Below are 25,127 nucleotides of genomic sequence, written 5' to 3' on the forward strand. Positions count from 1 at the left end.
AAAAATATAACATGAAGAATAAAGGATTATTGACTGCATCCCTCGCCCTGATGATGGCGATGCCGATGCAGGCACAGAAGTTTGAAGATAACTTTGAAAACAAGACGCTGCGACTGGATTACATCGTGGCGGGCGATAGCGTGAACCAGGCTATCTATTTCGAACAAGCTTACAGCAACCCTACCTGGGCGGGAAGAAAGACAAGACTGGATGAGAAATTCCTGAACGGAAACGGACAGGTGACCGTGTATGAGCATGGCACCAACAAGGTGCTTTATGTAAACACCTTCTCTACACTCTTCCAGGAGTGGCAGCTCACACAGGAGGCGAAGCATCTGCAGAAATCATTCGAGAGCAGTTTCCTCGTGCCTTTCCCGAAGAAGCCGGTGGATGTAAGCATCACCCTGAGCGATACGCATCAGAAGGTGACCGCAGAACTGCGCCATACCATCAATCCTCAGGATATCCTCATCCGACCATTGGGCGAGAATGGCATCCCTTACCGCTACATCGTGAAGAGCGGAGAGGCTGCCGACTGTGTGGACCTCGCCATCATCGCCGAGGGTTATCGCCAGGACCAGATGGATAAGTTCTATCAGGATGCGCAGCGGGCTGCCGATGCCATCTTCGAGCGCGAACCTTTCGCTTCGCTCAAGTCGAGATTCAACGTGGTGGCTGTTGCGGCTCCATCGCTCGATGAGGGACCAAGTATTCCACACGAAGGGAAATGGAAGAACACGATGGCTTGCTCTCATTACGATACTTTCTATTCGAACCGTTATCTCACTACGAGCAAGATTCATCGCATCTATGATGCCTTGAGCAATGTGCCTTTCGAGCAGATCATCGTATTGGTGAATTCTCCTACGTATGGTGGCGGCGGCATCTACAACCAGGTTACGCTTTCTACCTCTGATCATCCTACGTTCAAGAAGGTACTGGTACATGAGTTCGGTCATGGCTATGCGGGCTTGGGCGATGAGTACAGTACCGATGAGTACGACCCGATGTATCCTAGTGATACCGAGCCTTGGGAGCCGAACCTCACCACGCTGAAGGATTTCCAGAGCAAGTGGGCGGATATGATGCCGAAGGGCGTGAAGATTCCTACGCCGCTTGCCAAACTTCCGGATCATAAGAATATCAGAAACGAGAAGGAGCAGAAGAAACTCAATGAAGCCGTCTTCAAGATAGGTGTGTTCGAGGGGGCGGGCAACCAGAGCAAGGGATGTTACCGCCCGGCACAGGTCTGCCGTATGCGAATCAACGAAGTGGATGATTTCTGTCCGGTTTGCCAGCGTGCCATCCGACGCATCACCGATTTCTATACTGGGAAATAATTCAAGTTTTGTAAGCGATGGGAATTGATAGAAGTTAAAGAAGTTTCCCTTAACTTCTCTAACTTCCCATATACGATAAAGAAATCAACAAGTAAAATTTTAAACATAATGAAGAATCAGATTTTAGGTCTTTCGCTGTTGAGTGCAGCTCTGGCGATGCCGGCAGCTACAGCTTCAGCCCAGGGCACATTAGAAGATTACAACAGAGCTTATGCTCTTCGTCATCAGTTCTCTGCCGACTCCGTGTTCCATTGGGCACGATCATCGGCTTGGTGCGATTCCACCCACGTACTGCATTATCAGATTTCTACTCCTCAGGGCAGGAAGTTCGTTTCCTATGATGCCGACAAGGATGAGATGAAGACTTATGATTCGCAGGAAGCGATGGAGAAGGCGCTGGGCATCAAGCCTCGTCCTGCCTACAAGCCTCAGTTTGGCAGACACCACGAGCGCCATTGGATGGAGGTAGATGAGGAGAAGGAGGCTTATCCGGTACTTTCGCCCGACGGCAAGATGGAAGCCTACATCGAAGGTTACAACGTGGTGGTTCATGAGGCAGGAAAACCTTATACCGAAGCCAAGCGAATCCTTACTCAGGATGGTACCATCGGATGTTATTACAGCAACCGCATCCAATGGAGCCCAGACGGCAAGCACATCTTCGTATGCAAGCGTGTTCCGGTAGAGAAACGCTATGCCTACTACGTAGAATCTTCGCCTGCCGACCAGCTGCAGCCTATTCTCCACAAGCAGGAGTATGCCAAGCCGGGCGATGCTCTGCCACAGCACTATCCGGTCATCATCGATGTGGCTACCGGAAAGAAGGTGGAGGCTGACAAGCATCAGATAGAAAACCAGTATGAACTGGAGTGGATGCAATGGACACCTGACAGCAAGGAGGTGACAATGGAGTACAACCAGCGTGGTCATCATCTCTATCAGATGCTGGCGATGAATGCCGAAACCGGCAAGCTGCGTACCGTGGTAGAGGAGCGTGCCAATACTTTCGTGAACTATGGTCGTCTGTGGCGTCAGTTTATCAAGGATGGCAAGCAGCTGCTCTGGATGAGCGAGCGCGACAACTGGAATCATCTCTATCTCTACGATGTGCAGAAGTCGAAGGTTATCCGACAGATTACCAAGGGCGAATGGTTTGTTCGTGGCATCCAGCGTGTAGATGAAGAGAAGGGAGAAATCTATTTCTCGGCTAGTGGTGTGAACAGGAATGAGGACCCATATCTGGTACATTATTATAAAATAGGTATCGACGGCAAGAATATGGTGGCGCTCACTCCTGAAGAGGGCAATCATAGTGCCCAATATACCTATGATTACCGTTATCTCCTGGATACCTATTCTAATGTGGATGCCGCTCCTGTTACCGTGCTCAGAGATGCGCAGACGGGCAAGCTCGTCAAGACCCTGGAGACGGCTGATATTGCTACTTTGAAGAAGCACGGATGGGTAGCTCCTGAGGTGTTTGTGGCTAAGGGGCGTGATGGCAAGACCGATATGTGGGGCATCATCCAGCGTCCTACTAATTTCGATCCGAACAAGAAATATCCGGTTATCGAATACATCTATTCGGGTCCGGGCGATGCCTATACTCCTAAGAGTTTCATGCCATACAACTGGTACACCACTTCGCTTGCCGAACTCGGTTTCATCGTAGTCCAGCTCGATGCGATGGGAACTTCCTATCGCGGCAAGAAGTTTGAGGAGGTTTGCTACAAGAACCTGAAGGATGCCGGATTCCCAGACCGTGAGCTCTGGATCAAGGCTGCAGCCAAGAAGTATCCTTATATGGATGCTGATAATGTGGCTATCTATGGCTGTTCGGCAGGCGGACAGGAGAGTACTACCGCCGTATTGCTGCATGGCGATTTCTACAAGGCTGCCTATAGTGCCTGCGGCTGTCATGACAACCGGATGGATAAAATCTGGTGGAACGAGCAATGGATGAGCTGGCCGGTTGATTCCAGTTACGTGGAGTGCAGCAACGTGGAGAATGCCCACAAGCTGGAGCGCCCTCTGATGCTGGTGGTAGGCGAGATAGATGACAACGTAGATCCATCGAGCACCTATCAGGTGGTGAATGCCCTGCAGAAGGCGAACAAGGATTTCGAACTCGTGGTGATTCCGGGAGCCCATCATACCATGGGCGAACTCTATGGCGAGCACAAACGCTACGACTTCTTTGTGAAGAATCTGCTGGGCGTGAATCCGCCGAAATGGAATCAGGTAAACAGCAAATAAAGATGATAGGTTAATCTCTTGTCATTTTCTTTTCTAAGAACTCTTTCTTTTGAATATAATTTTGTAATTTTGCACCAATAATCGAAAAGACAAGAACAATGAGAAAGATCATAACAATCCTAGCTGCCGTCTTTCTGATGGCGATGACGCCTGCTTCTGCCTGGAGCAGGAATGCGGTGAGGGAGCCGCAAGTGCGTACCATCACGATGAACACGGGATTGCCGAGCAATGCCGTGAGAAACATCGTGCAGGATAAGAATGGATTCATCTGGTTTGGTACCGATAACGGTCTCTGTCGGTATGATGGCTATCAGGTGCAGAATTTCTATAACCTGCAAATGAAGTTCGACCAGTATGTAAGTGCGCTGGAAGCCTGCGATGAAGGGCTGCTGGTGGGTACTTCCAAGGGTGCCTTCCTCTTTAACTTTAAAACCGAACAGTTTCAGAAATTAAGCGATAAGATAACTTCCACCATTACTTCTTTTTCTATTGATGGAAATCGAAATGTGTGGGTTTCTACTCAAGGACAGGGACTCTTCAGATACAATCTCATAAACCATGAATGTCGAAATTATCAGATTAAGGGAAGCAAGGGAGAAGTAGTGGCTACCCTGGTGGATGTCAACAACCAAGTGTGGGCACTCTGCAATCATCTTCCATCATCACTTGTCCGACTCAATAAGGCGAATGACAGCTTTGCGATGGTACCTTTAAAGGGAGATGCATCCCGGCTCTATGGAATAGCCATGCTCGCTAATTCGGATGGAAGCATTCTGGTGGGAACCTGGAACGATGGGTTGTTTCAGGTGGATACCGATGGTACTACCACCCAGCTGATCAATGCCTCGGTAAGCAATTCCGTGCATCACATCCATAAGCTCTATAACGACCGGAATATCAACGTGCTGATTGGTAGCGATGATGGATTGGTGGAATACGATATCCAGAAACGCAGTTGGCGAATGGTTTCGGAAGTGGATAATCCGAGCCGCAGTTCTGCCGAGCGATTCGTGTATAGCATCACTTCGGATGAGGAGGGCGGCATCTGGATAGGAACCTTCTATGGCGGAGTAAGTTACATTCCTTCTCCTACCATGAGAAACCGATTCGAGATGCATTCAGCCGGAGTTGGCGGACAGAAAGGTAATGTGGTAGGAAGATTTGCCGAGGATGCCCGACATCGCATTTGGGTTGCTACCGATGATGCGGGAGTGGATTGCTTTGATCCGGCAACGGATGGCTTTGTTGATTTCCCCGGCAAGCAGGCAATAGCACGGTATAATGTACACGGATTGCTGGCTGAAGGGGATGATCTCTGGATAGGAACTTATGGCAACGGAGTTTTCAGGATGAGTCTGTCTTCCGGGGCGCTGAAGCCTTTTCCTGCTTTAGATGAAGCCTTGAGCGGCAGCTGCTATTGCCTGTTCAGAGACAGCAGGCGCCAGCTCTGGGCTACTTCCATGAGCGGAGCCTGTATGCTGGATGAAACCAATCAGGCATTCCGAATGGTGAAATCATTCAATAGCCTTACCATCGACATCAAGGAAGATAAGAAGGGCAACATCTGGTTTGCTACTCAGGGAAATGGACTCTGGTGCTACCGGAGGAACAAGACCTGGAAGCAGTATCTGAATGATGCGAATGACACCACTTCTATCTGCAGCAATCAGGTAAACTGCGTGCAGGAAGATTCCAAGGGCAGACTTCTCGTGGCTACGAATATGGGATTGTGCGAGTATCAGCCATCCTCAGATTCCTTCCGCCGCATCGCCATCGATGCGCCTAGTCAGGATTTTGCATCCATCATCATCAATCAGGATGAGATGTGGCTCTCTTCTGACAAGGGACTCATCAAGTGGATTCCCGGAGAACCTACGCTGCTGTTCAACCGTTATGACGGACTCACCTGCGACCAGTTTATGCCGAATGCCCGCCTTTTGGCTTCTGACGGCAGAGTGTATCTGGGTACTACGCAGGGATTCAATACCTTCTATCCTTATCAGGTAAAGATCAATCACGTGGTGCCTCCGGTGGCAATCACCTCTCTCGAGCTTTTCAATAAACACGTGGAAGTGGGGTCCGAGAAATTGCCGGAGTCGCTGAACCACATCGAGCAGCTGGATCTCTCGTATGATGAGAATATGATCAATCTCTCGTTTGCGGCTTTGAGTTATGTTTCTCCGGAGAAGAACCTCTATTCCTACATGCTCGATGGATTCGACAAGGACTGGGTTACTACGAGCGAGCATCGTGCTACCTACACCAATCTGCCAGCCGGAACCTATACGTTCCGAGTGAAGGCTGCCAATAACGACGGCGTGTGGTCGCAGAATGAAGCGAAGCTCAAGATTGTGGTGCATCCGCCTTTCTGGTGGTCGTTACCTGCCAAGATTCTGTATCTGCTGGTTATCGGCTGGCTCATCTGGTTCTACACCCAGTCGAGGGTGAAGAGAGAGAAGCGCCGCCATCAGGAGGAACTCGACCAACTGGAGGTGAAGCAGGAGCAGGAGATGCGTGATGCCAGACTGCAGTTCTTCACCATGATTGCCCACGAAATCCGTACTCCGGTTACGCTGATCATCGGACCGCTGGAGAACCTGAAGGAGCAATGGCAGAAGATCAGCGAGAGTGTGAAGGATGGTGAGGCGATGAACCAGACCCTGAACGTGATAGACAGAAATGCCCAGCGACTCCTGACGCTTGTCAACCAGTTGCTCGATTTCAACAAGGTGCAGCAGAAGGGACTGCAGGTTCACTTCCGATTGCAGAATATTTCCAAGCTGATGCATGCGGTGGCAGAACGGTTCGAGCCAACCCTGCAGCAGAAGGGAGCCCGACTGGAGGTGGATTATCCTGCCGACGATTTTTCGGCAATCATCGATAGCGAGGCGATTACCAAGGTAATCAGTAATCTGATGACCAACGCCACCAAGTACACCCGTGATTACGTGCATCTCTCGTGCCGACTTGCCGAAGACGGCGAGCATTTCATCATCTCGGTAGAGGATAATGGCATGGGAATCAGTCCTGACGAACAGCAGAAGATTTTTGCCGCCTTCTATCAGGCTCACGACAACAAGCCGGGAACCGGTATCGGACTCAACATCGTGAAGAATCTGGTGGAGGCTCATCACGGAATGGTTGAGGTGAAATCGGAAGAAGGAAAGGGCGCCACGTTTATCGTCACCCTGCCTGTTAACCAGGAAGATGCCGTGGTAGAGAAGGAAGAGGATGCCTTGAAGAATCCTATCTCAGAGGAGGCTGAAACGGTGATGGAAGCAGACGGAAATCCTGAAGATGCATCAACCGCAGAGAATGCGAAAGATGCCCAGAAGGGTTATCGTCCTACGATGCTGATAGTGGATGATGACGAGGACATGAGGAACTTCGTGCAAGCACATTTCGCCAAGACGTATCGGGTGCTGACGGCAGAAGACGGCAAGCAGGCGCTGCGCATTCTGAACAAATGTGATGTAACGCTGATAGTGAGCGACTGGATGATGCCGGAAATGGATGGCCCGGAGTTCTGCCGTAGTGTAAGAACGAATCCGAAGACCAGTCATCTGCCATTCATTATGCTCACGGCAAAGACCGATGATGCCAGCAAGGCAGAAGGTATGAATTGCGGAGCCGACATCTTTATCGAAAAGCCTTTTTCGATGAAGTATCTGGAGGCGAGTGTGAACCATCTGATAGAGATGCGCAGGCTGCTGAAGAGCAAGTTTTCGCATACGCCGCTGGAACCTATCCAGGAGATTGCGCCAACCAAGATTGATAATGATTTCCTGGTGCAGATGGAGAAGGTGATAGAGGAGAATCTCTCGAATCCGGAGATGAACGTGGCGTTCCTGGCAGCCCGGTTGGGAATGAGCCGAAGCTCGCTGTTTAACAAGATTCGCGGTTTGGCTGATGTTACGCCTAACGAGATGATTCAGGTAATCAGGCTCAAGAAGGCTGCTCGCCTTCTGCGTGAGAAGCACTATCGCATCAGCGAAGTGAGCTACATGGTGGGCTTCAGCAGTCCTAGCTATTTCACAAAATGTTTCCAGAAGCAGTTTGGCATGAAACCTGCCGAATTTGCTGAAATGGGATAAAAAAGAAAAAGAGGGTGTGTCTTGGACTTTTGACACACCCTCTTTTTGTTTTTATTCTTTTTAATCAGATTATTTTTTTTAGAATCAGATTATTTTTTGGAGGCTCTGATGAAGAAGCCGATCAGGCAGATGTAGGCGATGAGCGAGCAGACCTCTGACATTGGGTTAACCCACCAGCTGTCTGCGATGCTGGCCTCAATGCCGCCAAACTTCAGCAGGGCGCTGAGCACACCCATCAAGGCTCCACCGGCAATGAAACCGCTGGCGATGAGCGTACCCTTCTCGCCACGCTCCGCATTCACCTTGGCATCCTTGCTGCGCGAAGTAACATACCAGTTGATGGCACCACCTACCAGCAGCGGAACGTTCAGCTCCAATGGAATAAACATACCCAGGGCAAAAGCCAGGGCTGGAATCTTGAAGTAGGTAAGCACGATGGCAATCACGGCTCCGATGCCGTAGAGAATCCAAGGTGCACCCACACCATTCATCAGCGGGTCGATGACCGCAGCCATCGCATTCGCCTGAGGTGCAGCCAGAGAGCCGGAAGCGAATCCGTAGGTCTCGTTGAGCAGCATCATCACACCGCCCACGGTAGCCGCACTCACCAGGGTGCCGAGGAACTTCCATCCCTCCTGCTTCTTAGGCGTAGTACCCAGCCAGTAACCAATCTTCAGGTCGGTAATGAACGAACCTGCCACAGAGAGAGCGGTGCAAACCACACCACCCATAATCAGGGCGGCAAGCATTCCGCCAGGACCTCGCAAGCCTACAGCCACCATCACCACAGAGGCGAAGATGAGCGTCATCAGGGTCATTCCCGATACAGGGTTGGAACCCACGATGGCGATGGCATTGGCTGCCACGGTGGTGAAGAGGAAGGCGATGGCTGCCACCAGCAGGATGGCGATGACGGCGAAGAGCAGATTGCCATCCATCACACCAAACCAGAAGAAGAGGAAGGTGATGAGGATGGTGACGAGCGATCCGATGGCGATAATCTTGAAAGAGATGTCGCGCTGGGTACGCTTCACGTTCTCATCCACATCGCTCTTGCCCTTCAGCTCCTTGGCGGCAAGTCCTACGGCGCTCTTGATGATGCCCCAGCTCTTGATGATGCCGATGATACCTGCCATGGCGATACCGCCGATACCGATACTGCGCGCGTAGGCACGGAAGATTTCCTCCGGACTCATCGCACCCACGGTCTTTACGATGCTGGGATCCCAGGCGCTCAGCACGCTGTCGTGGAAGATGACACTCATGCCTGGTACAATCAGCCACCATACCACGAGCGAACCCAGGCAGGTGAAGAATGCGTATTTCAATCCGATGATGTAACCCAATCCCAATACGGCTGCACCTGTGTTCACCTTGAAAACGAGCTTCGCCTTGTCGGCAAGGTCGCATCCCAGACTTACCACACGGGAAGTGAAGTTCTCGTTCCACCATCCCAAACTGGCTACGATGAAGTCGTAAAGACCACCCACCAGTCCGGCGATGAGCAGGGGCTTAGCCTGGTCACCTCCCTTAGCTCCGCTCACCAGCACCTGCGTGGTGGCTGTAGCTTCAGGGAACGGATATTTTCCGTGCATGTCGCTTACGAAGTACTTGCGGAAAGGTATCAGGAAAAGAATTCCCGAGACTCCTCCCAGGGCAGAAGCCATGAATATCTTCATAAACGAAGTTGTCATTTCGGGATATTTAGCCTGCAGGATGTAGATGGCTGGCAGGGTGAAGATGGCTCCTGCCACTACGGCACCCGAGCAGGCTCCGATGCTCTGGATGATGACATTCTCGCCCAGCGCCTTGCTTCGCTTGGTGGCAGTACTTACGCCCACGGCGATGATGGCGATTGGGATGGCTGCCTCGAACACCTGACCCACCTTCAAGCCCAGATAGGCTGCGGCGGCAGAGAAGATGACGGCCATCACGATACCCCAAGTCACCGACCATCCGTTTACCTCGGGATAAACCTTGTCTGGCGACATCAGCGGCTTGTATTCCTCCCCATCCTTGAGTTCGCGGAATGCGTTCTCGGGGAGCTGCAAATTATCTTTTTCTTCCATAGTTTATTTACTTTGAACTTTGAACATTGAGCTTTGAACTTTATGAAATGCCCTACTTTTTAGAAAATAGACCTAAATTGCAGCAGGAAAACTAATCATAAAGTTCAAAGTTCCAAGCTCAAAGTTCAATGTTTATATTATTTTTCGATTCTGATGATGTATTCACTCATGAAGCTGGCACCTGGCTGCAGGCTGTTCATCATATACTTATCCTTGAACTCGCCGGTGTATTCTGCCCAGTCGCAGGTACCGAACCAAGGTTCGATGCAGACGAATGGAGCGTGGTTGCCCGGATTCCAGACACCTACGGCTGGAGTCTTGAACTCTACGGTTACGTGTGGTTCGCCTTTCTCGTTGAGCAGGGAAATCTGCTTTACCTGACTCTTGTCGAAGATGTAGGCATCGTCTGCGAATGATTCGTCTGTTACCTCCAGGATACCGTTGTCGGTCTGAACAGTCTCGCGTGCGTTAGGGTCGATGCAGCCTCCGATGGTAGCGAAGAGGCGGGTTGGAGCCTCGTTGTCGAGCTTGAGGAAAGCCTTCAGCTTCTCTCCCTTCTTGCAGCCTGGTACCTTGAATGCAGGGTGACCGCCAATCTGGAAGTAGATTACCTTGTCGTCGGTATTCTCAACGTGCCAGATAATGTGGAGTTCGTTGCCGGCAAGGCGATAGGAAACGGCGAGGTTGAAGTGGAATGGATAGTTCTTGAAAGTCTCCTCGTTGTCGATGAGGGCGAAGGTAAGGCGATCACCGGTCTTGCCTACGAGCTTGAAATCTACGAGTTTGCCGAAGCCGTGACGTGGCAGGGTGTATTCCTTGTCGCCGATGCGGTAAACGCCCTTCCACAATCCGCCAACGATAGGGAAAAGGAGAGGAGACTGTCCGCCCCAGAATTCCTTGTCGCCATCCCAGAGATATTCGTTACCATCAGCATCCTTGATGCTTTTGAGTTCTGCTCCGTGCGCTGAAATTTCAACGGTGAGCTGATCGTTTTTAATTTGTTCCATAGTTACAAATGTTTATTGTTTAGTATCATATTGATTTCTGCTTTGCTACATAATCTTTGCAAAGATACGATTTATTTTGATAAAGAGCAAGAATCGGGCTGATTTTCTCAAAGATGGCAAGAGATTTATACGATTTTGTTAGTTTATCTCGAAAAAATGCCGTACTTTTGCAGCTCGAAATAATTTCTCAGAATAGATTCTCGATATTGATTCTCAGAATAGATTCTCGAAAGAAATGATATTATATAATGAGGTATAAGAAAAAACTTCGTAAAATAAAAAAAGCATTTTTAGTTCAATGACAAGCAGTAATAAAGTGAAAGGCTTTGCGGCGGGTGTTATAGCCGCCGTGTGTTATGGTACCAATCCTTTGGGTACGTTGGAACTTTATGGGGATGGATTCAATTCCAGTTCGGTACTCATCTACCGCTATCTCCTGGCTGTGGCGATGTTTGCCGTGGTGATGCTGTTCCGCAAGGAGAGTTTCAAGGTAAAGTGGGGACACTTGATCCGACTCGCTACGCTGGGTTGCATGTTCTCTCTTTCTTCTGCCACGCTCTATGTGAGTTTCCACTATATGGCGGCAGGTATTGCCAGTACCATCCTCTTTGTCTATCCGATCATGACGGCGATACTGATGACGGTATTCTTCCATGAGAAGGTGACGTGGTCCACCACCCTGGCTATCCTCCTGGCAGTTTCGGGTGTGGGCTTGCTCTATCAGGGCGATGGAAACGATAAGTTGAGCACGGCTGGTTTTGCGCTGGTGATGTGTTCTTCCCTGCTCTATGCGCTCTACATCATCTCCGTGAACCAATGGAAGAATCCGGGAATGTCGAACATCAAGTTCACCTTTTACATCCTGTTGTTCGGACTCATCACGATGTTCATCTATTCGTTTATTGCAGGCGAGAAGATTCAGATGCTGCAGACTCCTATGCATTGGCTCTATGCTGTCCAGCTGGCGTTGTTGCCAACGGTACTGTCGCTCTTCTTCATGACGATTTCCATCAATCTCATCGGCAGTACTCCTGCTGCCATCATGGGAGCGTTGGAGCCTGTAACGGCAGTTATCATCGGCGTCTCTATCTTCGGCGAGAGTTTCTCCTTCCAGCTTGCCATCGGCATCCTTGCTATCCTGGCTGGTGTAACCATCATTATCGCCCGAAAGAAATAATGCATTCTCAATTTTAAAGAGCAAGAACTTTTATTAGAAAAAAATGAAGGCTGCCTCCGCAATCAAGTCGGAGACAGCCTTTTTAGATTGAATTACAATCTTCCCTTTATTTCATTTTATTCTTGTGCTCAGCATGCCTTTGTTTTTTAGCTCGGTACGCCCTGAAAAGGCAAAAGCTTTCTATCCTTTCCCGATTCTATCTCAGAATATCCTTGAGCGCAAAGTTGGCGAGGATGCTGGTGCTCTGGCTCAGCATACGGATGAACTCCTGCGCCGAGTTCTTCATGTAGGCATCCTTCAGGATGTGGATGCAGCCATCCATCTCGTTGTCGGCAGCATCAATCGGAATCGCTCTCATGCCTTTTTCCAGGATGGTGGTGGATTCAGAAAGTACCGTTACCAGATTGCTGCGATGCAAGAGGTCGAAGATGATGTTCACATTATTCACTTCTACCATGATCTTGAAGTCGAGATCCTTGCCCTCTATCAGGTAATCGAAGGCGTTGCGGGCCTGCAGCCCCTTGCATGGAAGGATGAGGTCGTAGCGCTCCAGCTCTGAGAGCCTGATGGATGAAAGACGTGCCAGGGGATGGTTCTCGTTCACGATTGCCGCCAGACGGTTGCTGAAGATGGCACGGCTGTCAATCGCCTTGTCTGTCTTGATTGGCTTGAAGGCAAGCACAAGGTCGAGCTCACGCTTCTTCAATCCATCCATCAGCTCCTGCATCGAACGGTACTGGATGTTCAGCTTCACGTGAGGATAAGCATGGAGGAAGGCGATGAGCGTTTCTGCCATGATGTTGCTGAAGGAGTAGGTGACGCCGATGTTCAGTTCGCCGGTGAGCATCTCCTTCAGGTCGTTCATGTGGTCAACGCATGCCATGGTGCAGTTTACGGCATTCTGGGCATAGGGAAGAAGCTCCTTTCCTGCCTCGGTGAGATAAACCTCGTGCGAGTTACGTTCGAAGAGCGGCAAGCCTATTTCCTGTTCCAGATGCGAAATCTGCTGCGAGAGGGTACTCTGCGTGATGTAGAGCTTGCGCGATGCCTCCGAAAAATTGAGCGTCTCGGCTACCTTCAGAAAATATTTAAGTTGTCGTATTTCCATTTTCCTTTTTTCACTAGTCTTATAATTGCGCGTGCAAAGATAAAACTTTTATTTTAATTAGCTCTGCTTTCGGGCAAAATAATCAGATAAATCCTGTAATCTGTGAGAGATGAAAAACAATCTTACTTGATTTCCACCTCGTGCAGATCCACGAATTCGCCATTCTTCTTCTTTCTCTCCACCAGCATGTTGAGGAGTCGGCGCTTGCGGTTGTCGGCGATGAAGCGGCGGAAGAATACATTTGGAATGGCAACACCCAGGGCGATGCAGATGATGGCGAGCGAAGCCTTGATCAGGTTGTTCATACCCACGGTTACCTCGCCTACCACGCCGTGCATGTCGATGAAGGCAAACAGGGCACGATACATCAAAACTCCAGGTACCATAGGGATGACGCTAGGAATGGTGATGCACTGGTGAGGGGTGTGGAACCAGTGGCGGGCCTTGATGACGATGACGCTGATGAGCGCAGAACCGGCAAGCGAACCGATGCTCAAGCCCATGTCGAGACCGATGTTGCCATTGGATGGACCCAGGTTGACGAAGTTGCGGAAGCAAACGGCGATGATACCGCCCACAGCCACAACTGGCAACAGGCGTCTAGGAATGCTGAAGATGGTAGAGAAGCCCATCGCCGATACGGCTGCCGCAATGGCGAACTCCCAGTATTCGTGGTGAGGAGTCATCGTAAGATCCTTCACGAAGTTGTCGATGTGGCAAACCTGGATGGCAAAGGCAATGCCGAATGCCATGGCAAAGATCATCAGCAGGGTGTTCAGGGCACGAACCATTCCCACCTCGATGTAGCCGTCGAGCATGTCGCTCACGAAGTTGATCAGCGGAACTCCCGGCACGATGAAGAGGGCGCACGCCATCAACGGGTGCCAAGGGGTATCTGAATGCATGAAGCCCGGAAGGGCGGCTGCGATGGATGGGTTGAGCGAAAGGAACGAGGTGAGCCACGCAATCAGCGTTGCCACGAATGCCGAAATACCGATGGCTACATAGTTGTTGCAGCCCTTGGTAGGCAGGAACATTCTCAGGCGGAAGCCCAGGATGGCTGCCAGGGAACAGAAGAAGAATGCTGGCCAGTCGCAACCGAACTGGATGCAGAATCCGCCGCAGGCAAATCCGCCGCCTATAGCCACCTGCCATGGGGTGAAGCTGCGTGGAGTGGCCTTGATGTCGTTCAGGGCCTGCTCATACTGTTCGAGCGAATAGTTGTCCTTGATGGCTGTCCAGGTGAGCTTGCTTACCATCGAAATGGAGGTAAGGTTGATGCCGTGCTTCTCGCAACGCTGGAATTTGGAGAAGGAATGCGCCTCGTCGCTATAGTTCACCATCAGCACATTCCAGTTGATGTAGAGGTGCATGTAGCGTTCGTCGAGTCCGAGGAAAGCTGCAGCACGCTTCATCGTTCGCATGATGCGCGATGTGTCGGCAGCACTCTCCATAAGGATGCTGCCGGTGCGTAACAACAAGTCGAGTTTTCTTCTCAGTTCTGTTTCTGCTATTTCCTTGCAGTTGTCAATGCCTTTTTCTGCGCAGTCGCAGGTCTTCATGTTTTTTTCTTCCATATATTTTATTTATCCGAATACGAAAATGATAATCTGAATGGTTACGATTCTGAGGAACATGGCAAATGGATAAACATTCGCATAGCCCACAGATGGTGCATCTGCCGATGTCTGCTCACGTACGTAAGCCAGGGCAGATGGGTTGGTGTTGGCGCCTGCCAATACACCGAGCAATGTGTAATAGTTGATGTGGAACACGTATCTTCCGATGATGCCTCCCACCAGAATTGGAATCATGGTGATGGCAACGCCGTAGAGAATCCATGTCATTCCGCTTTCTGAAGCCACGGTCTGGATAAACTGTTCGCCGGTGCCCAGTCCCACGCAAGCCAGGAAGATGCAGATGCCTATTTCGCGGAGCATCAGGTTGGCTGAAATGGTGTTGTAGGTAACGAGGTTGTACTTCGGACCGAAGTAACCTATCAGGATTGCAACTACCAGAGGGCCGCCGGTCAAACCGAGGCGCAGGTTCTCGTTGATGCCAGGGATGAAGAATGGGATGTTTGCCACGATGCAACCCAGCATGATGCCCAAGAAGATAGGAATCAGGTTAGGGTAGTTGAGGCGCTTCATCTGGTTACCCAATACTTTCTCGGTATGGGCGATGGCAAGCTCGGTACCCACCACGGTAACACGGTCGCCCAGCTGCAGCTTCAGATGTGGAGTGGCAATCAGATCCACACCGTTGCGGTTTACTCTGGTAATATTGGCACCGAGGTTTGAACGGATCTGCAGCTGGCTGATGCTCTTGCCGTTGATGCCTGGCTTGGTGATGCGGATGCGGCGGGTAATCAGGTCTTCGCCGAATTTCTCCTCGCTCACCTGAACCTTCTCGCCGAGCAGGGCGATGACTGGCTCTTCTACGGTAGGGTTGGCTACAATCTGCAGGATGTCGCCCTCGTTGATCTTGGTCTGTCCGTTTACCACCTCATCGTGCTTGTCGCTATCTTTGCGGATAATCTTGGAAACCATGAAGTCGCGCTTCAGTATTTCTCTCATCTGCTTGATGGTGTCGCCGAATACCATCTGGTTGGTCACCTTTACAGAGAAGGTGTTCAGGGTCATCGCCTCGAGGTGTCCCATACCGCGCTTGGCAGCAGCTTCCTCCTCGCTCTTGTTGATACGCAGCGCATACCTTAATATAATAAAGGAGAGGATAACGCCGAGCACACCCATTGGGTAGGCGATGGCGTAGCCGGCTGCGATAGAAGGGGCGTCGATGTGGCGCAGGTCGCTGAATGCCTGCTGGGCAGCACCGAGTCCCGGGGTGTTGGTAACGGCACCCGAGAGAATACCAGCCATAGAAGTGATGGATGTTCCCGAGAACGAGAAGATGGCGAGGGTGGTGACGATACTCAACGCTACCACGATGATGCTGAGTAGGTTGAGGCTCTTGCCGCCGTTCTTGAACGAAGCGAAGAAACCTGGTCCTACCTCCAGACCGATGGAATAGACGAAGAGAATCAATCCGAACTCCTTGAGGAAGTGGAGCAGATGCTCATCGAGATTGAGAGAGAAGTGACCGAAGATGAGGCCGATGAAAAGAATCCATGCCAATCCGAGAGAGACTCCCTTTACTCTCAACTTTCCTAAACTCAAGCCCAGGGTGATGACCAGCGCCAGGATCAGCACGGAGTGGGCTACTCCGCCTCCCCACAGATCAGGGAAGCCATAAAACAGATTTTTTAAGATATCCATGTTCTTATATTTAAATTGATTTCCGTTATAACTATTTTTTCTTTATTAGCGATAGTTGCTGTAACATTCACGCTATTTCTGCTTTCTCTAATGCCTGTTATGGATTTTTACTATAACCGCATTTCGCTGAATTTCGATTGCAAAGGTATGGATAAAATCGAAAGCAAAAAAGAATTGATGTTGGAATAAGCCGATTCATGCTATTGAAAATTTCGATAGAAGGAGGAGCGGATAAAGGAGAGAATGTAGCGCAAGAGAAAACATTTAGACGAAATATGAGATTTTTCGGCATAAGATGGCGGCTTTTCGCAGAATTTGTTGTAACTTTGCCTTCACAAATGAATAATAGCGAATAGACAATGGATAATAACAATAAGATGATAACGGATACTCCAAGAGAGAAGGAACTGGAGACCAGAGACGAGCTCTTCCTTGCTGAGGTAAAGGACAAGCGGGTGGCCGTGCTGCTTTCGGGCGGCGTGGATAGTTCGGTAGTGGTGTGGGAGTTTGCCCGACTGGGCCTGCACCCTGACTGCTTCTATATCAAGATAGGACCGGAAGAAAAGGAGGAATGGGACTGCTCTTCAGAGGAAGACCTGGAGATGGCTACTGCCGTGGCACGCAAGTATGGCTGCAAGCTGCAGGTAATTGACTGCCATCAGGAATACTGGAACGAGGTGACTCGCTACACCATGGATAAGGTGAAGGCTGGATTCACCCCGAACCCTGATGTGATGTGCAACAGGCTCATCAAGTTTGGTGCCTTCGATGAGAAGATGGGCCACAACTACGACCTCATCGCTACAGGTCATTATGCGCAGACCGAAACGGATGAAAACGGCGATAAATGGCTCGTTACGAGTCCTGACCCCGTAAAGGATCAGACCGATTTTCTGGCTCAGATAGAGAGTTGGCAATTACGAAAAGCGATTTTCCCTATCGGTCATCACATCAAGAATGAAATTCGTGAGATAGCAGAAGAGGAACATCTCATTAATGCCAAGCGCAAGGATAGTCAAGGAATTTGCTTCCTGGGACAGATCAACTATAACGATTACATCCGCCGATACCTGGGCGAGAAACCGGGCGACGTGATAGAGATGGAGACAGGCAAGCGAATCGGCACCCATAAGGGCTTGTGGTTCCATACCATCGGCCAGCGCAAGGGGCTGGGCTTCGGCGGCGGTCCTTGGTTCGTAATCAAGAAGGATGTGGAGAAGAACATTCTCTACGTGAGTCACGGCTACGACCCTCAGACGGCGTACAAGAAGGATTTCCCGCTTCAGGATTTCCATTTCCTCACCCGCGAGGTGGCGATGCAGAAAGTAACGTTCAAGATTCGCCATACGCCGGAGTATCATCCAGCCACTATCGAAAAACTCGAAGATGGCCGCTGGATGATACATTCAGAAGAGGCGATCCACGGCGTGGCTCCCGGCCAGTTCTGCGTGGTGTATGATGAGAATCATCATCGCTGCTATGGTTCGGGGGAAATTACTGTATAAATATAATAAGGTGGAATTGTTATTCAGCGTAATCCGATGAATAAAATCTATGAAGAAACGAAAACGAGGATGTGGCATAGAGTTATGGCACATCCTCTTTTTTGTTATTCTTCTACGAGATTGTTCAGCAATCCCTGGCAGGCATCTTCCAGGAGCGTGATAACGAGCTCGAAGTCGCTGTAGTCGCCGTAGTATGGATCGGGCACGGTGGTGTATTCACGATGGTGGGTCAGAAAATCTGCCATGCGCACCACCTTGTCCTTGTCAGCCTGGCAGGAAGCCATGGAGGTGATGGCGCGGTAGTTCTCGTTATCCATTACTACGATGGTTTCGAATCTCCCGAAATCTGACTTCTGGAACTGGCGGGCGTGACTGTTGAAATTGTAGCCATGCTCGGCTCCGCATTTTCTCATGCGGCTGTCGGGCAGCTGACCTACGTGCCAGTTTCCGATTCCTGCAGAATCGATTTCAAACTCATCCTGCAACCCTGCTTTTTCTACCAGGCTCTTCATAATGCCCTCCCCGGCAGGCGAGCGGCAGATGTTGCCCAGGCAAATGAATAATACGGTATGTTTACCTTTCTTTGTCATTCTTCTGATATTTATTAAATGTTTGTCAATATTTGCAAGTAAGCTCCATATGCTCTGAAAGTATGCTCCATCCCTTGCAAGTAAGCTCCACACGCCCTGAAAGGGCAGAAGCTCCTAGCCCAGGGCAACGCCCTGGGTTGTTCGGTGTTATAAACATACGCCCTGTAAGGGCAAAAGCTTTAAAGTATTGGTAATGAAGCTTTTGCCCTTACAGGGCGTGTGGGTGAAATCATCCACTTCAGTCCTTTATCGGAAAAATCTTAGTCGATTTCCTCGTCAGCCTCGTAACCACCCATTTCGCGGATGGCGTTCTTCAGCATCGTGTACTGCTGGTAGAGGTTATTTACTGCCTCTTCGCCCTTGGTGTAGTCGTGCATTGGCGCCTTGAGGAAGAAGCTCAGGAAGCGCTGGATGCCGTAACGGCCGGCACGGGATGCAAGGTCGCTCAGCAGGCAGAGGTCGAGCAGCAATGGTGCAGCAAGGATAGAGTCGCGGCAGAGGAAGTTGATCTTGATCTGCATTGGGTAACCCATCCAGCCGAAGATGTCGATGTTGTCCCAGCCCTCCTTGTTGTCGTTGCGAGGTGGATAATAGTTGATGCGTACCTTATGATAATACTGGGTGTCCTCGTCGTTGCCGTGGCCATAGAGGTCTGGCTGCTCCTCTGGCTTCAGGATAGTCTCCAGGGTAGAGAGCTTGCTCACCTCCTTGGTGTGGAAGTTGGCTGGCTCATCGAGAACGAGACCGTCGCGGTTGCCCAGAATGTTGGTAGAGAACCATCCGTTCAAACCGAGGCATCGGGTGCCGATGATAGGAGCGAAACCACTCTTCACCAGGGTCTGACCGGTCTTGAAGTCCTTGCCTGCGATAGGCATCTGGGTCTTCTCTGCGAGTTCCCACATGGCTGGAATGTCAACTGTTGTGTTAGGAGCACCCATGATGAAAGGAGCACCCTCGGTAAGGGCAGCGTAGGCGTAGCACATGGATGGAGCGATGTGCTGGCGGTCGTCAGCCTTCATCGCAGCCTCGAGAGCTGCCAGGGTGCCGTGAATCTCCATATCCACAGGTACGTATATTTCTGTAGATGCAGCCCATGCTACCACGATGCGTGAGCAGCCGTTCTTCTCCTTGAATTCGCGGATGTCCTGGCGTAGCGCCTCTACCATCTCCCAGCGGGTCTTGCAGTCCTTCACGTTGTCGCCGTCCAGGCGCTTGGCGTAGTTCTTGTCGAATGCAGCCTTCATCGGAACAATCTGCTCCAGCTCCTTGCGCACAGGGTTGATGTCCTTCTCCTTCAAAACCTCGGCATACATGGCTGCCTGATAGGCATTCTGAGGATAGACATCCCAGGTGCCGAATACGATGTCGTTGAGGTCGGCAAGAGGAACGATGTCCTTGTAGTGCAGATACTTCTTGTCTGCGCCCTTGCCCACGCGAATCTTGTCGTACTGGGTCATTGAGCCTACTGGCTTGGTAAGTCCCTTACGGGCCATCAGCACACCTGTCATGAATGTAGTAGATACTGCACCACAACCTACAACCATAATACCCAGCTTGCCATCAGCTGGTTTTACATTGTTCTGTTTCATTTCTAATGAATTATTAAGTCTTCTTTTTATTTGATTGATTGATTTGAGGGCAAAGGTACTGAAAACTGATGAATAAAGTGCAGTTTTTCACCAATAATCTGCCATATTTTTAGAAAAATTAGCATTTTAGAGGTAAAAAAAGCGAAATAAAGTAAGTATCTTTGCATCATATTTTTTAAAATCAAAGTTTTTATAGCATGACAATAACGCTTATTATCTTGATCATTACGGTTGCCATGTTTATTTGGGGCAAGGTGAGAGCAGATATCGTGGCGCTCACAGCCCTGGCAGCACTCCTGGTTTTCGGAATTCTTACGCCAGCCGAAGCTCTGGCTGGTTTCTCTTCGCCCATCGTCGTCATGATGATCGGCCTCTTCGTGGTGGGTGGAGCCATCATGCAGACTGGTCTCGCCAAGCTGACGGGCAATAAACTGATGGCACTCTCGCGCGGCAACGAAACCATCACCTTCCTGCTGGTGATGCTCGTAACCTCCTTTATCGGAGCCTTCGTGAGCAATACCGGAACGGTGGCCCTCATGATGCCTATCATCATGAGCCTGGCAGCAGGTTCGGGCATGCAGTCGTCGCGCTTCCTCATGCCGCTCGCCTTCGCCGGAAGCCTGGGCGGAATGCTCACACTCATCGGTACGCCGCCCAACCTGGTTATCGACGAGGTGCTTACCGAGTCGGGATTCAAGCCGCTCGCCTTCTTCTCCTTCTTCCCCGTGGGCATCATCGTCATCGCCATCGGCATCATCGTGCTCATGCCGCTCAGCAAACTCTTCCTCAGCAGGAAACAGAGCGGAAAGAAGAAGAAAACCAAGTCGCTCGACGACCTGGTGGATGAATACCGGCTGCTCGACAATCTGCATCGCTACATCGTGCCAAGCAACCGGACTTCTGCCGCCAAGGATGAAAACGGCGAGCCGATGAACATCGTGGGAAAGACCCTGAAGGAACTCAGCATCCAGAAGAAATACGGAGTGAGTATCATCGAGATTAGAAACGAGAAGAAATCGAGACTCGGACTGGTGCAGGACGTAAACCAGAACATGGCGAAGAGCAGCAGTACCATTCAGGAGCACGACATACTATATATAATAGGTGACGAGCAGAAGATGCAGCGCTTTGCCCAGAATTACGGACTGAGGAGGATGAAGGACGTGAAGATTGATTTCTACGACCTGGGACTGACGGAAATCGTTGTGATGCCTACCTCCAACTTCGCTGGTCTGCGCATCGGCGAGGCCAACCTGCGCAAGCGATTCGGCATCAACGTGCTGGGTGTGAAGCGAGGCGGAGGCTCCTCTTCTTCTGAGGGTGGCAGAAGCGGCAACGAATACATCACGGACAATCTGATAGCCGCCAAGCTGCACGTGGGCGACATGCTGCTGGTGCAGGGCGAATGGACCAACCTGACGCATCTTACTGCCGATACTACCAACTGGGTGGTGCTGGATCAGCCGGAAAAGGCTGCCGACAAGGTTCTGCTGGATTACAAGGCGCCTGTGGCTGCAGCCATCATGCTGCTGATGATAGCTATGATGGTGTTCGATTTCATCCCGGTGGCTCCGGTTACGGCGGTCATCATCGCCGGACTGCTCACCGTCTTTGCCGGATGTTTCCGCAACGTGGAGGCTGCCTACAAGACCATCAACTGGGAGAGCATCGTGCTGATAGCCGCCATGATGCCGATGTCAACGGCGCTGGAGAAGACGGGTGCTTCGGCATTGGTATCTCAGGGGCTGGTGGATAGCCTGGGATCGATGGGCCCTACAGCTCTCCTGGCGGGCATCTACTTCACCACCTCGTTCATGACGATGTTTGTCAGCAATACCGCCACGGCGGTTCTCATGGCGCCTATTGCCCTGGTGGCAGCCCAGCAGGTGGGGGTGAGTCCATACTCCTTCCTTTTCGCGGTAACGCTGGGAGCCAGCATGTGCTTCGCCTCTCCGTTCTCCACTCCGCCTAATGCGCTGGTGATGAAGGCGGGTGGCTACACGTTTATGGATTATGTAAAGGTTGGTTTGCCGTTGCAGATCATCATCGGCGTGGTGATGACCTTCGTCCTGCCGCTGCTATTTCCTTATTAATGATAAAAATCCCCAATCCGGGGCTCGCAATGGAGCCTTGGGATTGGGGATTCTGCGTATAAAGACTTAACAGAAAATCGAGAGTGGAATGGGAAAATGAGATTTGTAATCCTAAGATGTTCGGTTACAGGCTTACATCATCTCCACCGCCTTCGGAGCCGGTATCGCCGGTATCGGTCTTGCCGCCCTCTGTATTACCGCCTTGGGTATTACCTCCCTCGGTATTTCCTGACTGTGAACCGCCGCCAGGGTTATCGCCGTTTCCGGTGCCGCCAGGGTTAGTGCCGCCGCCGTTTGGGTCCTTGTCAGGGTCTTCCACGTCACCGCTGTCGCCCGAGGTAACGTTCTTCACCACCTTGCCGTTGCGGTCGATGCAGGTAATCTGTATAGGAGTTCTCTGCAGCTCATCCTTGATATCCACGTTCGGAGTGAAGATCACTCGGCGGGCGGTGATGAGGCTGCCTGCCACCTCACCCACGGTAGCCACACTCTTGGCGCGCACGCCGAATCGCATGGTTCCCAGACCTGGGATAGCTACGGAGTGGCCTTCGGTTGACCACGCCTTGATTACCTCGCCGGCTGCATCCCAGCACGCCTGCATCACGCCACGGCTCACGCCACTTCTCAGAGCCGCCTCCTTGATCACCTTGCTCTCCGGGAGCTTGCTGTAAAGCTCGGTACTGAGCACGAAACGATACTTACCTTTCAACTCACCCACCTGGATGAGGGTTTCCTTTGCTTTCAGATTAATTGCCATAATACTTTGAATTTTAAATTGTTAATACTCTGTAAACTATAAACTTTTAACTCTAAACTATCTAATAGTAATAGTAGGCACGAAGTGCGAAGAGTCGGCCCTTGTCGAGATGTTGTTCTCCTGCTGCTGCCGCTGGTTCTTCCCAATCACGAGTCCCGCCGTACACGAACTGGTAAGGAAGGTGACGATGGCAGAGCATACGGCCACGATGAGATACCGTCCTCCGCTAGGCGTTCTGTCCTCCGCTAGGCGTCCCGGCGGATTTGCAATCCGCCGTCAAAAAATGTCCTAACCTATTGAGACCCTGCGGATTTGAAATCCGCAGCAAACAGGAATACTGTTTTCTCCTGCACTAAATTTGCAAACCATCTTCACCGGATAGTAATGGTAGGCACGAAGTGCGAAGAGTCGGCCCTTGTCGAGATGTTGTTCTCCTGCTGCTGCCGCTGGTTCTTCCCGATTACGAGACCCGCCGTACACGAACTGGTAAGGAAGGTGACGATGGCAGAGCATACGGCCACGATGAGATACTTGATGAATGCCTTCATGTTCTCTTTCATAAGCAATACGATTTTAAAATGTTAATACTAGCAATCCGGTCTTTCCCCCAGAAGCCTTTTTTCATTTTTCCAACTGGAGAAATATTTTTCTCCAACTAGGAAAGTGATTTTTAGCGCTTTCTGAATCACGATGCAAAGATACAAAAACAGCCACCATCAGTTGTGCGATGGTGGCTGATGCCGTGCGATGGCGGCACATTTTAAGCTAATAATTTTAAACTATCAACTTTAAACTCTCAACTCTAAACCCTATCCCGGTTCTCCCAGATAATCAACGATGGCCTTCACCTGTTTAGGCGAAAACGATTTGCTCGTCTTGCAGTATCCCATTTTCAGGAGTTTCTCCCATAGAGGGTCGCAGCGGCGAATCCAAGCCATCAGATGGTTGACGGCTGTACGTGGGTAACTCTCGGGAAAGTACATCAAGGCAAGTTCCTTCTTGGTGTACGTACGAATCTTGAAATCTTCTATCATCATAATCCTTCAATTTATTATAATCCTTCTATTTGCTTAAGGAATTACTTAACTCTATTTTTTCTCTTTCAGATAATACTCGCTGAAATCCTTGCATCCTGGTGGCAACTGGTGGTGCACCAGCTGGGGCAGAATCTCCTTGAGCTGCATGAAGAGGCTTTCGCCCGGCGCATCCCTATCGGGAAACATGTGCCACTCCGTGTGGAGCAGTTCTCCCATCTCTACCAGCCATTTCTTATCTTCCGGCTTCAATAGCGTGGCAGAAGGAATGGCTATCGCCTTGTGCCCGGCAGATAGCATCGCCCAGCAGTCGCTGCATCCCTCCGTAATGAAAAGCTTCTCGCCCGGCTTCAGCATCTTCACCACGGGAAGATTATAGATGCTGCATCGGGCACCATAAGGAAAGCGGAAGCGAGGAGCATCCTTTGAATCCTCAGTATCCTTCGAATCCTCCGAACTTGAAGAACCCTCTGGGCTTGAAGAACCCTTTGAATCCACATTCTTCTCTTGATTCTTCTTATAATCCAGATTTCGGTTTTGAATCCCGATCAGCTTCCCCTCCATGTCGAAGTAGGGAATCTGCAGCCAGTTCACGCCCTTTCTATCCGTCCACGACGTCAATCTGCACCATCTCGCCACTCTCTCATCAATCCTTCTTTCCTCGAAAAGGAATCTCCTAGCCGCCCCGTTGAGCCAGGGATGCTCAAAGAATCTCGCATACTTCCCGGCATCGAAGGAAGAGGATAGGGAGGCATCCAGAGAATCTTCCGAGGATGTTTCCGAAGATGCACCCGAGGAGGAAGAGGATAGGGAGGCGGGCGAAGAGGAAGGAACCACCTTCGAGTGCGAATCTTCTAGATAAACCCCATTCACCTTGGCAAGCCATCGGCAGGCCGAGAGGAAATCCTTCCCCAGGTATTTCATCACCAGGTCGATGGTGCCCACGGAATCCCCCATGCAAACATAGCAGCGGCAGCTGTTCTTCTTCGTGTTGAACGAGAGGCTGGCATGGTGGTCGGCGTGAAAAGGGCAGAGTGCCTTGTGCCGCTTCACCACCATCCCCAGCTGCTCGGCGACCCCCTCAATAGGTAGGTCGCGCAGCTTCTGAATCTCATATTTCTCCATAAAAACTAAATCTAAATTCATTTATGTTCAACCTCAAATCCGCAACCTATAGGGTTTCGTGAGAATTTACTTGTAAAACGACCAAAATTCTTTTATTGTACATATTCC

The 25,127-nt window shown here is 50.6% G+C and carries 17 protein-coding genes; 6 read left to right on the forward strand and 11 right to left on the reverse strand.

The window, feature by feature from the left end:
• Positions 1 to 11: 11 nt before the first annotated feature.
• From AAAT87_RS06190 to AAAT87_RS06200, 3 genes are all read left to right on the forward strand, one after another.
• A complete protein-coding gene (locus AAAT87_RS06190; protein ID WP_349225936.1) occupies positions 12 to 1,340 on the forward strand; it encodes a M64 family metallopeptidase in 1,329 nt (442 codons plus the stop codon).
• Positions 1,341 to 1,448: 108 nt separating this feature from the next.
• Positions 1,449 to 3,596, forward strand: a complete 2,148-nt coding sequence (locus AAAT87_RS06195) for a S9 family peptidase (RefSeq protein ID WP_428848568.1) — start codon at positions 1,449 to 1,451, stop codon at positions 3,594 to 3,596.
• 98 nt (positions 3,597 to 3,694) lie between these two features.
• Positions 3,695 to 7,690 carry a two-component regulator propeller domain-containing protein gene (locus tag AAAT87_RS06200; protein WP_349225937.1) on the forward strand — a complete coding sequence of 1,332 codons (3,996 nt, stop codon included), beginning with the start codon at positions 3,695 to 3,697 and terminating at the stop codon, positions 7,688 to 7,690.
• A gap of 89 nt (positions 7,691 to 7,779) precedes the next feature.
• On the opposite strand, the gene AAAT87_RS06205 is transcribed toward AAAT87_RS06200, so the two are convergent.
• Both AAAT87_RS06205 and AAAT87_RS06210 read right to left on the reverse strand, forming a co-directional pair.
• A complete protein-coding gene (locus AAAT87_RS06205; RefSeq protein ID WP_349225938.1) occupies positions 7,780 to 9,759 on the reverse strand; it encodes an OPT family oligopeptide transporter in 1,980 nt (659 codons plus the stop codon).
• Positions 9,760 to 9,896: 137 nt separating this feature from the next.
• Positions 9,897 to 10,766, reverse strand: a complete 870-nt coding sequence (locus tag AAAT87_RS06210; protein ID WP_295024793.1) for an aldose 1-epimerase family protein — start codon at positions 10,764 to 10,766, stop codon at positions 9,897 to 9,899.
• Between the two features lie 298 nt (positions 10,767 to 11,064).
• On the opposite strand from AAAT87_RS06210, the gene AAAT87_RS06215 reads away from it, so the two are divergent.
• Entirely contained in the window at positions 11,065 to 11,943 is an 879-nt protein-coding gene (locus AAAT87_RS06215) for a DMT family transporter (protein ID WP_349225939.1), read from the forward strand.
• A 196-nt stretch (positions 11,944 to 12,139) separates the two neighbouring features.
• Here AAAT87_RS06215 and AAAT87_RS06220 read toward each other — a convergent pair whose 3' ends face one another.
• The 3 genes from AAAT87_RS06220 to AAAT87_RS06230 form a co-directional block, all read right to left on the reverse strand.
• Positions 12,140 to 13,051 carry a LysR family transcriptional regulator gene (locus tag AAAT87_RS06220; protein WP_153089821.1) on the reverse strand — a complete coding sequence of 304 codons (912 nt, stop codon included), beginning with the start codon at positions 13,049 to 13,051 and terminating at the stop codon, positions 12,140 to 12,142.
• 122 nt (positions 13,052 to 13,173) lie between these two features.
• Positions 13,174 to 14,628: a threonine/serine exporter family protein gene (locus tag AAAT87_RS06225; protein WP_296971499.1), complete on the reverse strand. Its 1,455-nt coding sequence runs from the start codon at positions 14,626 to 14,628 to the stop codon at positions 13,174 to 13,176.
• 9 nt (positions 14,629 to 14,637) lie between these two features.
• Positions 14,638 to 16,326, reverse strand: coding sequence for a putative transporter (locus AAAT87_RS06230; protein WP_298532291.1), 1,689 nt, complete (start codon positions 16,324 to 16,326; stop codon positions 14,638 to 14,640).
• 377 nt (positions 16,327 to 16,703) lie between these two features.
• Here AAAT87_RS06230 and mnmA point away from each other — a divergent pair, with 377 nt between their 5' ends.
• On the forward strand, positions 16,704 to 17,831 hold the full coding sequence (mnmA, locus tag AAAT87_RS06235; RefSeq protein WP_118311775.1) for a tRNA 2-thiouridine(34) synthase MnmA: 1,128 nt from the start codon (positions 16,704 to 16,706) through the stop codon (positions 17,829 to 17,831).
• A gap of 104 nt (positions 17,832 to 17,935) precedes the next feature.
• Here the strand turns inward: mnmA and AAAT87_RS06240 are convergent, their stop codons facing one another.
• Together AAAT87_RS06240 and AAAT87_RS06245 are read right to left on the reverse strand one after the other, a co-directional pair.
• Positions 17,936 to 18,421 (reverse strand): low molecular weight protein-tyrosine-phosphatase, encoded by a 486-nt coding sequence (locus tag AAAT87_RS06240; RefSeq protein ID WP_296971495.1) that lies wholly within the window; start codon positions 18,419 to 18,421, stop codon positions 17,936 to 17,938.
• Between the two features lie 260 nt (positions 18,422 to 18,681).
• Positions 18,682 to 20,010 carry an inositol-3-phosphate synthase gene (locus AAAT87_RS06245; protein WP_349225940.1) on the reverse strand — a complete coding sequence of 443 codons (1,329 nt, stop codon included), beginning with the start codon at positions 20,008 to 20,010 and terminating at the stop codon, positions 18,682 to 18,684.
• Between the two features lie 197 nt (positions 20,011 to 20,207).
• Here AAAT87_RS06245 and AAAT87_RS06250 point away from each other — a divergent pair, with 197 nt between their 5' ends.
• On the forward strand, positions 20,208 to 22,103 hold the full coding sequence (locus tag AAAT87_RS06250) for an SLC13 family permease (RefSeq protein WP_349225941.1): 1,896 nt from the start codon (positions 20,208 to 20,210) through the stop codon (positions 22,101 to 22,103).
• Positions 22,104 to 22,227: 124 nt separating this feature from the next.
• Here AAAT87_RS06250 and AAAT87_RS06255 read toward each other — a convergent pair whose 3' ends face one another.
• The 4 genes from AAAT87_RS06255 to AAAT87_RS06270 all read right to left on the reverse strand — a co-directional run bounded on the left by AAAT87_RS06255 (position 22,228) and on the right by AAAT87_RS06270 (position 25,040).
• Positions 22,228 to 22,860, reverse strand: a complete 633-nt coding sequence (locus tag AAAT87_RS06255; protein ID WP_296972776.1) for an HU family DNA-binding protein — start codon at positions 22,858 to 22,860, stop codon at positions 22,228 to 22,230.
• A 371-nt stretch (positions 22,861 to 23,231) separates the two neighbouring features.
• Positions 23,232 to 23,420: a hypothetical protein gene (locus AAAT87_RS06260; protein ID WP_203049512.1), complete on the reverse strand. Its 189-nt coding sequence runs from the start codon at positions 23,418 to 23,420 to the stop codon at positions 23,232 to 23,234.
• Between the two features lie 249 nt (positions 23,421 to 23,669).
• On the reverse strand, positions 23,670 to 23,897 hold the full coding sequence (locus tag AAAT87_RS06265) for a DUF4248 domain-containing protein (protein WP_295025464.1): 228 nt from the start codon (positions 23,895 to 23,897) through the stop codon (positions 23,670 to 23,672).
• A gap of 51 nt (positions 23,898 to 23,948) precedes the next feature.
• Positions 23,949 to 25,040, reverse strand: a complete 1,092-nt coding sequence (locus tag AAAT87_RS06270; RefSeq protein ID WP_349225942.1) for a CHC2 zinc finger domain-containing protein — start codon at positions 25,038 to 25,040, stop codon at positions 23,949 to 23,951.
• Between the last annotated feature and the right edge of the window lie 87 nt (positions 25,041 to 25,127).

The sequence above is a fragment of the Segatella sinensis genome, from assembly GCF_040095255.1.
Taxonomy (GTDB): domain Bacteria; phylum Bacteroidota; class Bacteroidia; order Bacteroidales; family Bacteroidaceae; genus Prevotella; species Prevotella sinensis.

What these genes read in the sequence shown, in the direction of transcription:
- AAAT87_RS06190 (WP_349225936.1), top strand. Translation starts at nt 12, where the DNA reads ATGAAGAATAAAGGATTATTGACTGCATCCCTCGCCCTGATGATGGCG.
- AAAT87_RS06195 (WP_428848568.1), top strand. Translation starts at nt 1,449, where the DNA reads ATGAAGAATCAGATTTTAGGTCTTTCGCTGTTGAGTGCAGCTCTGGCG.
- AAAT87_RS06200 (WP_349225937.1), top strand. Translation starts at nt 3,695, where the DNA reads ATGAGAAAGATCATAACAATCCTAGCTGCCGTCTTTCTGATGGCGATG.
- AAAT87_RS06205 (WP_349225938.1), bottom strand. Translation starts at nt 9,759, where the DNA reads ATGGAAGAAAAAGATAATTTGCAGCTCCCCGAGAACGCATTCCGCGAA.
- AAAT87_RS06210 (WP_295024793.1), bottom strand. Translation starts at nt 10,766, where the DNA reads ATGGAACAAATTAAAAACGATCAGCTCACCGTTGAAATTTCAGCGCAC.
- AAAT87_RS06215 (WP_349225939.1), top strand. Translation starts at nt 11,065, where the DNA reads ATGACAAGCAGTAATAAAGTGAAAGGCTTTGCGGCGGGTGTTATAGCC.
- AAAT87_RS06220 (WP_153089821.1), bottom strand. Translation starts at nt 13,051, where the DNA reads ATGGAAATACGACAACTTAAATATTTTCTGAAGGTAGCCGAGACGCTC.
- AAAT87_RS06225 (WP_296971499.1), bottom strand. Translation starts at nt 14,628, where the DNA reads ATGGAAGAAAAAAACATGAAGACCTGCGACTGCGCAGAAAAAGGCATT.
- AAAT87_RS06230 (WP_298532291.1), bottom strand. Translation starts at nt 16,326, where the DNA reads ATGGATATCTTAAAAAATCTGTTTTATGGCTTCCCTGATCTGTGGGGA.
- mnmA (WP_118311775.1), top strand. Translation starts at nt 16,704, where the DNA reads ATGATAACGGATACTCCAAGAGAGAAGGAACTGGAGACCAGAGACGAG.
- AAAT87_RS06240 (WP_296971495.1), bottom strand. Translation starts at nt 18,421, where the DNA reads ATGACAAAGAAAGGTAAACATACCGTATTATTCATTTGCCTGGGCAAC.
- AAAT87_RS06245 (WP_349225940.1), bottom strand. Translation starts at nt 20,010, where the DNA reads ATGAAACAGAACAATGTAAAACCAGCTGATGGCAAGCTGGGTATTATG.
- AAAT87_RS06250 (WP_349225941.1), top strand. Translation starts at nt 20,208, where the DNA reads ATGACAATAACGCTTATTATCTTGATCATTACGGTTGCCATGTTTATT.
- AAAT87_RS06255 (WP_296972776.1), bottom strand. Translation starts at nt 22,860, where the DNA reads ATGGCAATTAATCTGAAAGCAAAGGAAACCCTCATCCAGGTGGGTGAG.
- AAAT87_RS06260 (WP_203049512.1), bottom strand. Translation starts at nt 23,420, where the DNA reads ATGAAAGAGAACATGAAGGCATTCATCAAGTATCTCATCGTGGCCGTA.
- AAAT87_RS06265 (WP_295025464.1), bottom strand. Translation starts at nt 23,897, where the DNA reads ATGATGATAGAAGATTTCAAGATTCGTACGTACACCAAGAAGGAACTT.
- AAAT87_RS06270 (WP_349225942.1), bottom strand. Translation starts at nt 25,040, where the DNA reads ATGAATTTAGATTTAGTTTTTATGGAGAAATATGAGATTCAGAAGCTG.